We start from the raw sequence: 17,209 nt of genomic DNA, 5'->3' as shown, positions 1-17,209 counted from the left end.
ATTAGCAATAACGGCATATATTAATCAATATTAAGATATTTATGCGTCTGAATAGATAACCGCCAATTTCGTTCAATACAAACTTTCATGGCTAATTCAGTCGCCCGTGCTTTTTGGCTAATAGGTTGCAAACAAATGGTTTTATTACTGATATCTATTCCAGTTAATAATTCATCTAACTCATCTATATGATGATTGGTGGCTATTGGATGCTTAATTTCATTGGCACGGTTTAAAGCTTGCTCAAGTACCCTATAGCCTCCCTTCATATTGATTTTAGGTGATACCGTGACCCACACATCAGGATGGCATTTCACTTCAAATGTGCCACTGGTTTCAATTTGGATTTGATAACCAGCGTCAATAAAATCGTTTGTTAACTCAGTAAGATCATATAAACAAGGTTCACCACCGGTTAGCACTATGTGTTTGGCTGTAAAGTTTTTTTCAATAAAGGCGTTGATTAACGTTTTGCCGGTATGGTTTGCCCAGCGACCAATCGTGCCATCAACTTGAATAACTTGCTCAGCACTGACTTTGTTTTCAATTAATACATCCCAAGTTTGCTTAGTATCACACCATGCACATCCGACAGGACACCCCTGCAAGCGAACGAAAAGTGCCGGAACACCTGTAAATGCGCCCTCACCTTGTATAGTTTCAAATACTTCGTTAACTGGATATTTCATCGTTTACCTTACTTTTTAACGTCGGTTATCACTACCAGACTGACAACAGGGCGGCATTTATAGTGTATTTCTCTGTAAGCTGCAAGTATTTGCGCCTATCACTTTGCAGTTGAGGTTACCTTAGGTAAAATATCATTCATATTGTCTTGAACCACTTAGCGTTGATCATACCGATCTTACCAGTTAGTTCAGTTCGTTAATGAGTATATCCATGTCTGATACCAAACCAAAAATCTTGACTAAAGCCCTTGTTGTTTTCAGCGGTGGTCAAGATTCAACAACCTGTCTAATTCAAGCTTTGTCGCAATTTGATCAAGTTCATGGAATTACGTTTGATTATGGTCAGCGCCACCGTGAAGAAATTGACGTTGCAAAATCGTTAGCCCAACAACTTAAATTAGCCAGTCATAAAGTAATGGACACCACATTGCTAAATGAACTCGCAATTTCTGCATTAACACGAGACTCAATTCCTGTATCACATGAATTAATGGACAATGGGTTACCCAATACTTTTGTGCCTGGACGGAATATCTTATTTCTGACCTTGGCTGGTATTTATGCTTATCAACTTGGTTGTGATGCCATTATAACCGGTGTGTGTGAAACGGATTTTTCTGGTTACCCTGACTGTCGAAATGAATTCGTACAATCAATGCAAACATCATTGGCATTGGGAATGGATAAACCACTCAAGATAATTACCCCGCTAATGTGGTTAAACAAAGCAGAAACATGGGCGTTAGCAGATAAATATCAACAGTTAGCATTAGTGCAACATCGAACCTTAACCTGTTATAACGGTATTATTGGCAAGGGTTGTGGCGATTGCCCTGCTTGTGTATTACGTCAACGCGGACTTGATGATTACTTGCAGAATAAAACATCTGTTATGGCATCGCTAAACAATAAAACGTCATAAACTTACGTTGTAACGGCTATATGTTGTGACAACTAAACCCGCTTTAGTATTTTACATAAACTGTCAATTAATTAATAATTTGCCTATAACTCGAATGGCCACTTTCACTAAGAATTGATTTTATATATGCAATAACAATGACCTGTAGAGGCAACTTTGACAACTCATTATTCCAATACAACTGGACCCTATAATTTTTTGGTTGTAGTTAGTTTACTCTGCATCTCACTGTTTATTCTAGACATCCAGACGGTGGCCTTTATTCCGGTAGATCAATATTTAGCTTATCGCTATGACCAAATAGCTTCTGGACAGGTATGGCGGTTAATCACTGGCAATTTGTTACATACTAATTCATGGCACTTGTTAATGAATTTAGCCGGTTTGTGGACAATCGTTTTTCTACACGAGGTACATTACAAAGTCCATTCAGGTAAATTAACAATGCTTTTCATTATCTTATGCTTAATGGAAGGTGTAGGTCTTTATATTTTTTATCCTAGTCTACAATCTTACGTGGGTTTAAGCGGTTTATTACATGGATTATTTGTTTTTGGTGCAATAATGGATATTCGAAGAGGATATCGTTCTGGTTATTTATTAGTAATTGGAGTCATATTAAAAGTTGTCTATGAGCAATATTTTGGTGCCAGTGATAGCATTACGCAACTTATCAATGCACGAGTCGCCACAGAATCTCACTTAGTCGGCTTGGTGAATGGTATTTTATGTGCAGTTTGCTGGTTGCCCATAGTCAAGTACTTAACATCACAACGCTAAAATCAATATGCTTTTTGTCAGTTGATGATAAATATACCGTTATTTAAGACTTATTTTGTTGTGCGCTAGGGCTTAGACTCTGTCTCTGATTTAAGTAGCTCAACAGATTGAGCATTCTGTTTGACTTGCGAACGTTCAACTAATTTGTCGTATTCCTCTTGGCTGATAACATAACTCTTTAGTGGTGGTAAAGGCTTTGTATTGCTCTGAGCCACGGGCACATTTGTCATTCCGCTGATATCAAACCTGCCATACAATAGCGCAATAGCAATAATAAACACGTGTACGGTTAATACCATTATCAATATATAATGACTGCTTGTTAGTGTCCCTATGAACCTTTGTAAAAAATGATTCCTGCAGGATAGTTTTGTCTCATTGTTATTGTCTGAACTCAGCGGACTTATAAGTTGTAGCTGTATCTCTTTAGCAACATTTTGTTGATGTTCTTGTAACTCTTTTTCTTCAACAATCTCTTCGGTTTGAATAAATGGTATTATTGCATTATTAAAGTCAATCTTATTATCAATACCTTGCAATGGACTTTCTGTTGTTGATAAGCCTTTATGGTGGGAACTTGATATTTTATTGGTATTCAACTGTTGGTTTTTCTCATTCATGTAATTTTTCACCTAAAAAGACACTTATATCCATTCCATAAATTATCACCTCAACACCCTCACAGGATAGCCTTTTATACATGCGGTTAATACCATTATAAGATGAATAAATTTTACTGTGCTTGGTTGATATAATGCTTCATCTTTGATTTTATCAACAAGCAAATTCAGCTTACACGTGTACACTTAAATGTATCTATTTTGATTTGAGGCTGATAAACTAGTTTGGCTCTAAATCCAAACAGTATTATTGAAAGGATATTATGAATTCATCATCAAACACTTTGGCACCTAAAGAATCGGTTGTCGTTAGATCAGGTTCAGATTATGGCCATGCTGAAGAAAAAGCCAATGCCCTTTCACATGCATTGGGAGTGATTGCAGGCATTGTTGGTTTAATTTTGATGTTAATAAAAGCACCCGATAATTTGTCTTTGCTTCAAATGTCTGGTGTAACAATTTATGGAATTAGCATCATCGCATTGTTCCTATCTTCAACCTTGTATCACTCTAGTAAAAGTCCCCTGTGGCGTAAGCGATATAAAATGGCTGATCACTGTGCCATTTATACCTTAATTGCTGGCACCTACACACCAATGATGTTGATTAGTTTGCAAAGTATCCAAGCCACAACGGTACTGATTGCAATTTGGTGCTTAGCGTTAGGTGGAATCATATTTAAAACGTTGTTTATTGGGCGCTTTAAGGCCTTTAGTGTCGTGTTATATTTAGTGATGGGTTGGCTTTGTGTCACTGTGATAAGTGATTTAAAAAATCAAATGACTGATTTAGGATTAGGTTTACTGTTAGCCGGCGGATTATTCTACAGCCTAGGGGTTATTTTTTATGTTGGCAAACGTATTCCTTTCAACCATGCTATCTGGCACATATTTGTACTGGGTGGCGCATTCAGTCACTTTTTGTGTATTTATCTAACCGTGCTATAGACTCTCTAGTCTACGCTCGATACTTGTCACGCTCTATTTTCTTAAGCAGTTATACTACCCACAGATAAGACCTAAATCCGTTATGTCACTTAATAAAATAAATGACTGACAACTGACCGCCAACTTCAGCCTTGAGTTGTCCGACCGTATATATCAACCACAAAAAATCAACTCTTCCTAAAACAACATCCCTTTTCAATAACATTGTGGTTGTACTGTGACTGCAGTTTTTCTATTATCTGTTGCGAATAAATGATTCAACAAATATTTGGACACCCATGACTAAACTTACCCCCAGGGAACGAATATGGTTTATCGTTAACCTTATTCCTCATGGTACTGTGCTAACTTATGGCAAAGTAGCTGATTTTGCGGGCCTACCGGGTAGAGCGAGATATGTATCAAGAGCATTGAAATTAGCCCCTACAATGCTTGCATTACCATGGCACAGGGTAATTAATAGCCAAGGTAAAATTTCATTTACAAAACATACCGAACCTTTCCAAACACAACAAGAATTACTAAGATTAGAAGGGATAACAGTGAACGCAGGCAAGATTTCGTTGTCTCAATATCAATGGAAACCCGATCTAGCCACCTTAGTGATGACATTACCCTTTTAAACTAAGGCTATTTCAATTCTTAACATAAAGGTAACGATACATTGTTCAATACATTAACACGCTTATTCACTTTAATCTTGTGCATCAGTCCGACGATATATGCTCAAGCAGATAACATAAAAAAGCTGCCTTCAGATGGTGAGTCCACAGCTCAATTGTCATTGTCGGAAACCACAATGATTACAGATCAACATCAGCGAGTTAATCCAACTACACCAATAACTGCGATTGAACAAGCTGCTATTTTATCGCCTCTCACGGCCCATACAGCTCAATACAAAGTCTTTTATGGCAGCATAGAATTAGGTGTAGCAAATTATCGCTTACCAGCTACTGATAGTGGTTTTTATCGTTACCATTTTGACAGTGACGTAAGCTTATTCGTGCTATCAGACCAACGTCATCTTAAAAGTGAATTTACCCTAGAAAATGGTAAATTGGTGCCGTTTAGATATATTCATGAACGTACTGGCACAGGCAGTGATTACACTGAGCAGACAGCTTTTGCCAAAGCACAGAAATTTATTCACACCATATATAAGCAAGATGCTTTAAAGCTGCCCTATGAAGACAAAGTGTTTGATCCTCTAATGGTTCAGTTGCAGTTTAGGATGGATCTTGCAGCCAATATTAGGCCTTTAGATTATAAAATGGTGAAAGAAAAAGAAGTCGATAACTATCAATTTAGAGTTTTAGGTAAAGAACAGGTTATTCTGGACAGCGGCACTTACCAAACCGTTAAAATTGAAGTCGTTAGAGATAGCACTAAACGACAAACATTTTTCTGGATGGCGCCTGATTTAGCCTATCTACCCGTTCGATTAAGCCACTTTTCTAAAGGCAGCAAGCAACTGGATATTCAGCTAGCTAGCTACCAATTTGAGAAACCATTACCGCCTATGACACCAGTGCTTATCGATGGTCCAATACCTGAAGGTTCAGCAGATCTGAATAAGTTGACCGCAGAAGCTGAAAATGATGCAAATATCACGGAATCAGAATTGGACACAATTAAGCAATTAGCTGCGGATTAATTCACCTTTTCTAAACAGTTTCCATTCACCTGTTTTTAACACAACCCAATTTTCATTATGGGTTAATGGTCTAGTCGCAATAACAGTCACTACATCATTAGGTGTGGTTTCTTTACTAAAATCAATCACAACATCAGTGTCAATGAGTGTTGCTTTTCCAAACGGAGCACGACGTGTAATATGGCATAAATTGTTAGTACAATAAGCCATCAAGTCAACTCCGTTACTCAACAACATATTAAATACCCCTAGTTGGCGTATTTCATCTGCTAACCCTGCGATATAGTCGAACACCGTCTCTAGGTCGTCTGGTTCTTGCTCGCCAAATTGTTTTACAACCGATTCTAAAATCCAACAAAAGGCCAATTCGCTGTCTGTGTCGCCAACAGGCTGAAAACGCGACACCTTAAATTTATCGAGATAACCGGTTAATTGGCCATTATGCGCATACGTCCAATATCGCCCCCATAACTCCCGACTAAACGGGTGAGTATTTACCAGTGATACACAACCTCTATTAGCTTGACGAATATGGCTGATCACAATTTCACTTTTAATCGGATATGACTTAATAAGCTCAGCTATATACGACTTGCTGCTTGGACAAGCATCCTTAAAGGTACGATTTCCCTTGCCTTCATAAAAAGTAATTCCCCAACCGTCAACATGGGGGCCTGTCACTCCTCCTCGCTCTGCTAAGCCAGTAAAACTGAACACAATATCTGTTGGCACATTGGCACTCATCGCCAGTAATTCACACATTTAGCTTGCCTTTAGTGGTGTAAAATTAAGCAAATTTGACCTAATTTACTAAGTTGAACGTATTGTATCGACTATGGTTATTAAGTGGAATAATTCATACACACAATTATTTAAACAATTGTTTGAAAAATACTTGTATTCGAGGCTGCATAAGGTTAATTTTATGTGACACAGGTCTGACCACGATCTTTCTTGTGAATAAGATCAACAATAAATAAGTTATTTTGCCTATAAATAGCTTTAAGGAGAAGTACAGTGACCACCCTACTTTGGATCATCGCGATGATCTTTGTGCTCGGCGCCATGGCATACTTAAGAGTATCGCTATTATCGACAACGATTGCTGCTGCAATTGTATTAGTCGTCGGTAGCACAATGGACATTATTGGTGTAATTGCATGGATAGTATTCCTTGTTATTGCACTTCCACTAAACATTAAATCATTCAGACAGAATTTTATCAGTCGTCCACTGCTTAAAGTTTATCGCGGCATCATGCCTGAAATGTCTTCAACAGAAAAAGAAGCCATTGAAGCGGGCACAACATGGTGGGAAGCAGATTTATTTGCTGGTAACCCTAACTGGAGCAAACTTCATAATTACCCAAAAGCACGTTTAACCGCAGATGAACAAGCCTTCTTAGATGGTCCAGTTGAAGAAGTGTGTAAAATGCTTAATCAACACCAAGTGTCTCATGTACTAGGCGACTTGCCACAGGATGTTTGGCAGTTCTTAAAAGATCATGGCTTCTTCGCGATGATTATTAAGAAAAAATACGGCGGTTTAGAATATTCTGCATATGCACAATCTTGCGTGTTACAAAAACTCGCAGGCTTAAGTAGTGAACTCGCTTCAACCGTAGGTGTGCCTAACTCATTAGGACCTGGTGAGCTACTACAACATTATGGTACTAAAGATCAGCAAGACCACTATCTACCGCGCTTAGCTCAGGGTTTAGAAGTGCCTTGTTTTGCACTTACAAGCCCAGAAGCAGGTAGCGATGCCGGTTCTATTCCCGATTTTGGTGTGGTATGTAAAGGTGAATTCCAAGGCGAAGAAGTACTTGGTATGAAGCTAACATGGAACAAACGTTATATTACACTTGCTCCCGTTGCTACCGTGCTAGGTCTTGCATTTAAATTGCGTGACCCAGAACATTTATTGGGTGATAAAGAAGAGCTAGGCATTACTTGTGCGCTTATCCCTACTGACATACCAGGTGTAGAAACTGGCCGTCGTCACTTCCCACTTAACTGTATGTTCCAAAATGGTCCAACGCGCGGTAACGAAGTGTTTGTCCCCTTAAGCTTCATCATTGGTGGTCCAGAAATGGCCGGCCAAGGCTGGAGAATGTTGGTTGAGTGTTTATCTGTAGGCCGTGGTATTACTCTACCGTCAAATTCAGCTGGTGGTGTTAAAACAGCAGCTGTTGCAACGGGTGCGTATGCACGTATTCGTCGTCAGTTTAAATTACCTATCGGTAAGTTAGAAGGCATCGAAGAGCCAATGGCACGTATTGGCGGTAACGCATACTTAATGGATGCTGTCGCAACATTAACCACAACGGCGATTGATTTAGGGGAAAAACCTTCAGTTATCTCAGCTATTGTTAAATACCACTTAACCGACAGAATGCAAAAATGTGTTATCGATGCAATGGACATTCACGGTGGTAAAGGTGTTTGTCTTGGTCCAAATAACTATTTAGGCCGCGGTTATCAAGCTGCACCGATTGCAATTACGGTTGAAGGTGCCAACATTCTAACCCGTTCAATGATCATCTATGGTCAAGGCGCAATCCGTTGTCATCCATATGTTTTGGCCGAAATGGAATCTGCATTTGATACTGATGCTAATCGTGGTTTAGACAACTTTGACGCTGCTATTTTCGGTCACATTGGTTTTGCCACCTCAAACTTCATACGTAGTTTTTGGATGGGCTTAACTTCATCTTATTTCACCAATAGCCCTTGTTCAGACAAGACCAAGCGTTACTATCAACAGATGAACCGTTTCAGTGCAAACTTAGCATTATTGTCTGACTTAGCGATGGCAACATTAGGTGGCAACCTAAAACGTAAAGAACGTATTTCTGCACGATTAGGTGATTTATTAAGTCAACTGTACCTAACTTCAGCAACGTTAAAGCGTTATGAAGATGATGGCCGTTTAACTGAAGATTTACCTTTAGTGCAATGGGCTGTTGAAGATTCGTTGTACAAACTACAAGATTCATTAGATGATCTACTTAACAACTTCCCTTTAGGTTTAGGTATTGCACTACGTGCTGTTATCTTCCCATTTGGTCGTCCAATTAAACGCCCTAGCGATGTATTGGATCACAAAGTAGCCAAGATAATGCAAACACCTTGTGCCAGCCGTGACCGTTTAGGTAAAGGCCAGTTCTGGACACCATCTGAGTTTAATGCTGTTGGTATTCAAGAACAAACGTTTAAAGATATCCTTGCAGCAGAACCGTTATATGACAAAGTTTGTAAAGCTGCAGGTAAACGTCTGCCATTTATGTGGTTAGACAAAGTTGCCTCAGAAGGTAAAGCGCTTGGTGTGTTAAGCGACAGCGAAATTGCTTTACTTGAACGTGCAGAAATCGGCCGCTTAAAATCAATTAACGTTGATGATTTCGATACCGATGAGCTTCGTGCGCAACTTGCACCTAAAGCAAAGCAAGAAAAAGCAGCCTAGCTGTTCAGGCTTATTAGCCTAACTAAAAAGGGTAAAGCGCAAGCTTTACCCTTTTTTATCTCTACAGTCTAATGATGTTGGAAGGACAATAATGAAACACTTAAGCGGATTACAACTAATGCAAGCCATGTTAAATGGCGATTTCCCTGCCCCTTCGATTACACAAACAATACCGATGAAAGCTATTGAGGTGAGTGAAAGCAAAGTCACTTTTGAAGCCCATGCCGATGAACGTCATCTCAATCCGATGGGCGGTGTGCACGGAGGCTTTGCTGCAACGGTTATGGATACAGTAACGGCCTGCGCTGTTCATTCAGCCCTGCCAGCTGGAGTGAGTTATTCAACCATTGATTTAAACGTTAAAATGGTTCGTCCTGTCCCACAAAATCAGCGTTTAATCGCCAAAGGAAACTTAATGAACTTATCCAAATCTTTAGGTATTTCTGAAGGATCATTAACCACTGAAGATGGTAAATTATTAGCAACCGCAACGGCTTCGTGTTTGATTTTAAGAGGTTAATATCGTCACTTATATATGAGTGTCATGATAATGAATTAACATGACACTTTTTCTTTAAAAATTTCCACCGTTATTTGAGTTGAATGTTGACTTGTAGATACACTGAATTAATAAGATATAAACGGCAATAAGTTGTAAAACAATCAAAAAATGAGCTGATTAATATATACCTTGGTTTGCTCTTCCACTCAATCAGTTATTTATCATAATGTTACTTACTGCATCATTATATATGCGGTTTGCCTCAATATTTGTGTCAATGCCAATAGATATGTCCATTTTTTAAATGTTAAAGACAATATGCATTTATTAGAATTTTTCTTTTTTGAAGCACCTAATCATTTGTTTTAATGAGTTGTAGTATCCATGTTTTTGATAAGGATCATATTGCAGTTCTTTTTATGCTTAAATACATTGCAAACCGTACAGCGTTTAAGTAACGTCAAATTCGTAACATATTTGTAAAGAAAGTAAATAATCATGTATGTATACATACTGAACTACATAACACTGAATATGATAAAAACCTTTATCAACCCATTAAAGTCATAATATGAGTTTACATCGCGCTATTGGGTATCTAACTGAACTTTAAAGCCAAATTTCTGTGTAATTCAAGCTTTACCTTAATTGAAATACACTTTCTTAAGTGGAATTAACGCCAGTAATAAACTATGTTTTTTTGTAACAACCGGCGCTGCTATGCACTTAGTACTTATCGGCGCAAGTTGTGCCCATACACACAAATTTGAGGCCTACATGAATATCAAAAAATTCTTTTCGTTCGGCAATAATAAAAACAATACATCAGCGCCGCCAGCGTCAGTGATAAAAAAAATACCCTTAAATAAGCTGGATAGTGTCGACTTTTCGGCCTTGTTTTCGGACGATGAGATTTCATTAGTTATCGGTTACATTTCACCAGAACTGGATTTTAATAAAATCAGCTCAGCATTAGCAAACAAGTTAACATTAGCAGAGCGTACTCTTTTGCTACAAACAGCCGGACTTTTTGGCAGTGAATCAGGAGAGGGAGATTTATACAATCTCGTTGATACTAAGTCCATCATGTTACATTTCTTTAGTAAGAGTATTATTTCAAGTACTAATGCTTTTACCGTTGATATGCACTGCAAGGATTTAATGGAAGGCAAAGTGAACATGAATATAGAGGAGCGCACATCAAAAATGCGTTCTTCAATTGAAGCTAGCATCAAACCTACTATAAAGGTGTCTCCAGCTGATACTTTTATTCTTCAATATTTTCCTGGTTTAACAACGAGTGAATCATTTTTTCTTGAGGCATTTGTCACCGCACAGGTTCCGCTAACATCAATGATTGGTGGTAGTGCCGGAGGCGCATTAGATTTTAAACAATCACAAATTTGTATTGATGGTAAAATTGTTTCCGATAAGGCCGTTAGCATTTATTGTAAACTCGCACCAGAATACCATTATGATATTTTCTCCACGCATAACTTTGAAAAAACAGGTATCAGCTTCGATATTGGTAGCTGCTCTCCAGAAACAAGGACGATAACATCATTTATCAGTAAGCAAGGATTGCTACTAGAAAATCCAATAGACGCATTATGCGCACACTTTAAATGTGCACCAGAAAGACTTGAATCATCATTATCGGGCTATTCGTTTGCAATTGAAATGAAAGGCAGGTTATTTATACGATCGATTATGTCACTTGATTTAATCGCAAAACAAGTAACATTTTACTGTGACTTAAATTTGGGTGAAACACTACATCTTGTTAAAAGTTCAAACTTCACTACTAAATTAAATCAAGATTACGCAAAGTTTCTCAATGGCCGCAAACTTATAACGTCCATTGCTAATGATTGTATTTTACGCCGATTAAACAATGGGCCTTCTCTTAAAGAGGTAAATTGTTTCGATGGTTCGTCAATATCTGGTTTCTCAACATTTGGAGAAGTTTCACACAATTTACACCAAAACCAAACACTAACAGGATTATTTATTTTTAAAGGCGAGTCTTCACAAGCTTCATTTGACGATTTCACTCATAATCTCGTTAGTACCCTATCCTATTATTCTCAAGTAAAACAAAAAAAATCTGAAAAAATTGCTGACTTACGGCAAGCAATTATTGAAGAATATGACGGTTATAATGACGTGGTTAAAGCCTCAATGGATAGTTTTGCCTCTATTTCTCGCAGCATTAACGAATCACATCAATATATGTGTTCAGTTGATGATGGCATTGGTGTGTTTGTTCAATCACAAGAAGTGCTGAGTACATTGTCAACAGAACTTACCTCGAGTGTAAATGAAATTCAACAAAGTGTGTCAGACGTGTCTAAAGTATTAGATACTATTGGATCATTGTCTAATAACACTAATCTATTGGCATTAAACGCTGCTATTGAAGCCGCCAGAGCCGGAGAAGCTGGCCGGGGTTTTGCCGTAGTTGCCGATGAAGTCCGCTCTCTTGCTAACTCAGTAAATGAAAGTTTAAGTGAAACTGAAAGTAAGTTTTCGATTATGAATGATGCCGTTTCGCAAATAACCCAATGTTCTATCAAACTTGGAACATCCATGGAAGAAAGTGACCATACAATAGAGACGTTAAAAGGTGCCATTATTAGTTTACGTGAAGCATCTGAAGCATCCGCAAAAACTGCCGATTTAGGTTTAGATAGAGTGAAGGAAATTGAACGACAAATAAGTAGTATCAATAAGAATATGCAAATGCTGGAACAACTTTCCAGCTAGTTTTGCCGGTTATTGATCCTTTGAGTGGTAGACCCAAGGTAAACAACTGAATGCGACAATATGTTCGGTTAATAATCGCAACATGGCTTTAATTTAATACCATATTTTGTTTTACATCGGTTAGCATCTAACATACCAGTCAAAGGCTGACTGGTATGTTAAACAATTAAACAACAAATTTAGTCTTGCTGTAATTCTGCTTCAAGCTGTTTCGCGACCGTTTCTGGTGAACTGCTATTACGGGCAAACAGACTATACGCTACCGGAATGACGATTAAAGTAAAGAATGTCGCCAGCAGAATTCCTGACAATACCACTACCCCAATAACAAAGCGTGTTTCAGCTCCTGCGCCAGACGCCATCACCAACGGAATGGCACCTGCAGCAGTGGTAATACCGGTCATAAGAATGGGCCTTAAGCGCTGTGTTGAGGCCTGTAAAATGGCTTGTTGAAATTCGACACCACGGTCTCGTAATTGATTTGAAAACTCAACAATTAAAATACCATTTTTAGCCGCTAGACCTACCAGCATGATGATACCTATCTGGCTGTATATATTGATACTCTGTCCGGTTACCCAAAGCCCTACAAGCGCACCTAAGGTTGCCAACGGCACCGTTAACATAATCACCATTGGATGAATATAACTCTCAAACTGGGCTGCTAAGACCAAAAATACAATCCCTAATGCCAGTACAAATACAAAATTCATTGAGCTGCCAGATTCTTGATAATCAAGGGACGGACCTTTGTAACTGATCACGGCTTCGGCGGGTAAATACATCGCCGCAATATCGTTCAAATAGTCTAGAGCTTCACCTAAGCTATAATCGGCAGCTAAGTTAGCCTCTAACGTAATAGAACGCATTCGATTGTAGCGATTCAACGAACTGGCATCAGCAAACTCTTCAATTGCCACTAGGTTTGATAATGGAATTAATTCTTGTGAACGATCTGAACGTACATAGATGTTTTCCATATCCGTTGCTGTATTCTGATTATCTCGGTTACCTTCAACAATGACGTCATATTCTTCACCATCGCGCATAAAAGTAGTCACTAAACGAGAACCCAACATTGACTCTAGTGTTCTGCCAATATGGGCAATAGAAACACCTAAATCAGCGGCTCGGTCACGGTCAATTACCACTCGTAATTGCGGTTTTGTTTCTTGATAATCGTGGTCTAAACCGATTATTTTATGATTTTCTTTTACCTTCTCCAGCATGATATCGCGCCACTGCGCAAGTTCTTCATAACTTGGCCCGCCAATCACAAATTGAACAGGCTTACCCACACCACGCCCAAAAGCTTGCCGCATAATAGGAAATGCCCTAATACCTGCTAAATCAGCTAATCGGCTACGAATGTCGACAATAATTTCATTGGCACTACGACGTTCAGCCCAATCTGCCAACACAATAATAGCCATACCGTTTGAAAAATCTGATGCGGTCCCAAACCCTCTTGGTGCACGGATTAATAAACGCTTAATTTCGCCGCTGTCGACCATAGGCATCAAGCGCCCTTCCACTTCATCCATGTATTTTTCTATGTATTCAAAACTGGCCCCTTGTGGGCCATTTACCATTAAAAACATCGAACCACGGTCTTCTTGGGGAGCAAATTCTTGCGGGATGTTATTCAGTAAATATCCGCTAAAAACAAAGGAGATTAATACCACCAAAGACACCACAACAGGACGTTTCATGCCTGTTTTAAGGCTCAGTAAATACCAGTCAGACAAGGTATTCATCATTTTATCAATTTGTTTAACCAGCCAAGGATCTTGTTCTGCAGGCTTAAGTAACTTTGAGCACATCATTGGTGTAAGCGTTAATGCCACAATACTTGAAAAAATTACTGCTGCACTCATTGTCACGGCAAACTCTTTAAATAATTTGCCTAGGTCTCCCTCTAAAAAAGTAATAGGCATAAATACCGAAACCAGCACTAACGTAGTCGCGACCACCGCAAAAGCGACTTCTCGAGCACCTAAATACGCCGCTTTTAAAGGGGAGTCACCCTCTTCTATCCTTCTATGGATATTTTCAAGCATTACTATGGCATCATCAACGACCATACCAATTGCTAGGATCATCGCTAACAGAGTCAATAAATTAATAGTGTACCCGAGTGCATATAACACGATAAACGTCGCTAACAATGATACTGGCACGGTAATAGCCGGAATTAACATTGCTCTGACCGACCCTAAAAACAAGTAAATCACCACAATGACCAATAACATTGCAATAAACAACGTTTGATACACTTCATCAATCGAAGCTTCAATAAATACCGAACTGTCGTAAGAACGTTTAATTTCCATCCCAGCAGGTAATGTTGGGTTAAGTTTATCAACTAAGGCATTGGCAGCACGAGCTACCTCAAGCGTATTTGCCGTTGACTGCTTACTAACACCTAAGCCAATCATGGCTTCTTTATTACCTCTGAAAACAATGCGCTCTTCTTCCGATCCGATTTCAACTCTGGCCACATCACCGAGCTTGACTAAATAACCATCGTCTCCTTCTGTAATAACCAAATGTGAAAAATCTTCTGCCGTTTTAAAAACGCGATCGAGTCGAACGGTGAAATGACGTTCTTTTGATTCAATTGAACCGGCAGGAAGTTCGACATTTTCAGAACGAAGGGCCGCTTCAACGTCGGACACGGTTAAGTTACGTGAAGCTAACGCCTGACGGTCTATCCAAATGCGTAAGGCATACACCTTACCGCCACCTAATCGAAGTGTTGATACTCCATCAATAACAGAAAACCGATCAACTAAATAACGATTGGCATAATCGGTAAGCTGCAAGATGTCCATTTGATCTGACACCAAATTCAACCACATGATCACTTCGTCGCTACCATTAGCTTTGTAAATAGATGGTGCATCTGCTTCTTCAGGTAATTGTTCCAATAGTCCAGAAATTCTGTCACGGACATCATTGGTTGCGGCTTCGATATCGCGATTAATATCAAATTCAATCGTCACATTTGAGCGACCATCACTGCTCGAAGAGCTGATATGGCGAATACCTTCTACACCACTGATTTTATCTTCAATCAATTGGGTGATCCGGCTTTCAACCACTGACGCACTGGCTCCACGATAACTGGTCTCAACTGACACAACGGGTGGATCAATATTGGGATATTCACGCAGTGGTAATTTGCCAAAAGACACCAAGCCCAACACAATGAGCAAAATGCTAATAACAGAAGCAAATACCGGTCTTTTAACCGATAAGTCAGTTAATATCATGCTGACTTCTCCATGCCTGCTACTTGGACAAACTTAAAGTTTTCAGCCTGTTGTACTTTCACTTCATCACCTGGGCGAACTTTCAAAATACCGCGAATAATGACTTGCTGCCCAACTTGAAGACCTTGAGATATTTCAACCCAACCACGAGTGCGGGTACCCAAGGTAACTTGTTGTTGCTCTACAGTATTGTCTGAATTGACAATATAAACAAAGTGCTTGTTTTGAATAGGAATAATAGCAGATTCGGGCAGTAACAATGCCTCGCGGCTTTGTTTAATTAATTTCACTTTCATTAACATACCAGGCAATAGGCTGTAATCATCATTAGGCATCACAGCACGTACAATGACTGCACGAGTAGCAGGATTAACACGGCTATCGATCGATGTCACTACGCCGTTAAAAACGCGATTTGGATAAGCAACTGCTCGGGCTTCTACTAACTTACCTTGTTGTAATTCTTGAATAAAACGTTCAGGTACAGAAAAATCCAGTTTAATTTTACTCACATCATCTAAGGTGCTTATTTGCTCCCCAGGGCTCACTAAACTGCCAACACTCACTTGGCGTAAGCCTAATTTACCTGAAAATGGTGCTTTGATTGCGCGGTCTTCTAACGCGGCTTTTGCCTGCTGGACTTCTGCTCGTGTGGTATCGATTAAGCTTTGTAAACGGTCGCGCTCTAATTCTGCAATAGTTTTACTGGTCACCAATGAGCGGATCCGAGCAAGTTCTCGTAAATTCTCTTCAAGTTTTACTTCCGTGACCGCCACTTTAGCTTTATGTTCGTCATTTCTTAACTGGACTAATAATGCACCTTTTTCGACCAGTTCACCGTCGTTAAAGTTAATGCTAGTGACAATTTCAGTCACTTTGGATGTCACAATAATAGATTCATATGCCTTACCAGTACCTAAAGCCTCTACTTCATCTCGAATCGGCATAATTTCGGCTTTGGCGACCACGACATTCGGGATCGGTCTTGGACGCTGAATCATTGCCTTTTTAGGCGACAATAAATAAAAAGCCAAGAGCGAAGCTAACACTAAGGCCAAAAGTATGATTATTTTTTTCATTGAGAGTCCGTAACCATTAAAGGTTAAATGCATTATATATATGATTTGTTAATTAATATGATTGTACTTAGCTATCAGATCACATCAAGTCGTTTTACTTTTTCTTACAAATAGTGAACATTTGAAATAAACTACATCAAAACTCAATTTATGCACAATAATGAATATTAATCTAATATTTAGAATCATAACGCTTAGTTTAATGCAATTTATGAATATAAAATCAACAAGGTCACATAATTATTGACACATATTGTGACAAATAGCGTGTACAAACATGTCAATTAATTTTTGATTATCTCTAAATTTCTGAACATACATTCAAAAATTTTACTAGCGACATATTATTAGCCCCAAAAAAGGATAAAAAAAGAGACGCATAATGCGTAATGCCGTTCACTTAAGGTGAGCGGCACTTTTTCTTTTTGCTACCGGATACTTGTTTTTACTGACTTTTAAGCAGCGTGGATAACTCCTCTCTCGCTTGCCTTCTAACTTAAATTGTTT

General features: G+C 38.9%; 13 protein-coding genes. 8 read left to right on the top strand and 5 right to left on the bottom strand.

Annotated features, from left to right (window positions below):
* Window positions 1–20 precede the first annotated feature (20 nt).
* The gene (gene queE / locus ACWXWT_RS10920; RefSeq protein WP_456041615.1) at window positions 21–689 is read right to left on the bottom strand and encodes a 7-carboxy-7-deazaguanine synthase QueE; all 669 of its coding nucleotides are present in this window, start codon (window positions 687–689) and stop codon (window positions 21–23) included.
* A 211-nt stretch (window positions 690–900) separates the two neighbouring features.
* Between queE and queC the strand changes: the two genes are divergently transcribed.
* Both queC and rrtA read left to right on the top strand, forming a co-directional pair.
* Complete coding sequence (gene queC / locus ACWXWT_RS10915; protein WP_456041614.1) at window positions 901–1,611, top strand: 7-cyano-7-deazaguanine synthase QueC; 711 nt, start codon at window positions 901–903, stop codon at window positions 1,609–1,611.
* A 156-nt stretch (window positions 1,612–1,767) separates the two neighbouring features.
* Window positions 1,768–2,391: a rhombosortase gene (rrtA, locus tag ACWXWT_RS10910; RefSeq protein WP_456041613.1), complete on the top strand. Its 624-nt coding sequence runs from the start codon at window positions 1,768–1,770 to the stop codon at window positions 2,389–2,391.
* Window positions 2,392–2,456: 65 nt separating this feature from the next.
* Here rrtA and ACWXWT_RS10905 read toward each other — a convergent pair whose 3' ends face one another.
* On the bottom strand, window positions 2,457–3,011 hold the full coding sequence (locus ACWXWT_RS10905) for a hypothetical protein (protein WP_456041612.1): 555 nt from the start codon (window positions 3,009–3,011) through the stop codon (window positions 2,457–2,459).
* A gap of 263 nt (window positions 3,012–3,274) precedes the next feature.
* Between ACWXWT_RS10905 and trhA the strand changes: the two genes are divergently transcribed.
* From trhA to ACWXWT_RS10890, 3 genes are all read left to right on the top strand, one after another.
* Window positions 3,275–3,958 (top strand): PAQR family membrane homeostasis protein TrhA, encoded by a 684-nt coding sequence (gene trhA / locus ACWXWT_RS10900; protein WP_456041611.1) that lies wholly within the window; start codon window positions 3,275–3,277, stop codon window positions 3,956–3,958.
* 278 nt (window positions 3,959–4,236) lie between these two features.
* Window positions 4,237–4,581: an MGMT family protein gene (locus tag ACWXWT_RS10895; RefSeq protein WP_456041610.1), complete on the top strand. Its 345-nt coding sequence runs from the start codon at window positions 4,237–4,239 to the stop codon at window positions 4,579–4,581.
* Window positions 4,582–4,757: 176 nt separating this feature from the next.
* Entirely contained in the window at window positions 4,758–5,615 is an 858-nt protein-coding gene (locus tag ACWXWT_RS10890; RefSeq protein WP_456041609.1) for a DUF3108 domain-containing protein, read from the top strand.
* Here the strand turns inward: ACWXWT_RS10890 and ACWXWT_RS10885 are convergent.
* Window positions 5,601–6,377 (bottom strand): class II glutamine amidotransferase, encoded by a 777-nt coding sequence (locus tag ACWXWT_RS10885; protein WP_456041608.1) that lies wholly within the window; start codon window positions 6,375–6,377, stop codon window positions 5,601–5,603. The genes ACWXWT_RS10890 and ACWXWT_RS10885 overlap by 15 nt on opposite strands.
* A 255-nt stretch (window positions 6,378–6,632) precedes the next feature.
* Here ACWXWT_RS10885 and fadE point away from each other — a divergent pair, with 255 nt between their 5' ends.
* The 3 genes from fadE (at window position 6,633) to ACWXWT_RS10870 (ending at window position 12,348) form a co-directional block, all read left to right on the top strand.
* Window positions 6,633–9,080, top strand: coding sequence for an acyl-CoA dehydrogenase FadE (gene fadE, locus ACWXWT_RS10880; protein ID WP_456041607.1), 2,448 nt, complete (start codon window positions 6,633–6,635; stop codon window positions 9,078–9,080).
* Window positions 9,081–9,171: 91 nt separating this feature from the next.
* Window positions 9,172–9,600, top strand: a complete 429-nt coding sequence (locus ACWXWT_RS10875) for a PaaI family thioesterase (RefSeq protein ID WP_456041606.1) — start codon at window positions 9,172–9,174, stop codon at window positions 9,598–9,600.
* Window positions 9,601–10,359: 759 nt separating this feature from the next.
* On the top strand, window positions 10,360–12,348 hold the full coding sequence (locus tag ACWXWT_RS10870; RefSeq protein ID WP_456041605.1) for a methyl-accepting chemotaxis protein: 1,989 nt from the start codon (window positions 10,360–10,362) through the stop codon (window positions 12,346–12,348).
* 179 nt (window positions 12,349–12,527) lie between these two features.
* Here ACWXWT_RS10870 and ACWXWT_RS10865 read toward each other — a convergent pair whose 3' ends face one another.
* On the bottom strand, window positions 12,528–15,623 hold the full coding sequence (locus ACWXWT_RS10865) for an efflux RND transporter permease subunit (RefSeq protein WP_456041604.1): 3,096 nt from the start codon (window positions 15,621–15,623) through the stop codon (window positions 12,528–12,530).
* Window positions 15,620–16,702: an efflux RND transporter periplasmic adaptor subunit gene (locus ACWXWT_RS10860; protein ID WP_456041603.1), complete on the bottom strand. Its 1,083-nt coding sequence runs from the start codon at window positions 16,700–16,702 to the stop codon at window positions 15,620–15,622. The genes ACWXWT_RS10865 and ACWXWT_RS10860 overlap by 4 nt, the downstream gene beginning before the upstream one ends.
* Between the last annotated feature and the right edge of the window lie 507 nt (window positions 16,703–17,209).

The sequence above is a fragment of the Shewanella sp. A22 genome, assembly GCF_053850585.1.
The sequence above is the reverse complement of the archived record's forward strand: the minus strand, read 5'-3'. Positions and strand labels throughout refer to the sequence as shown.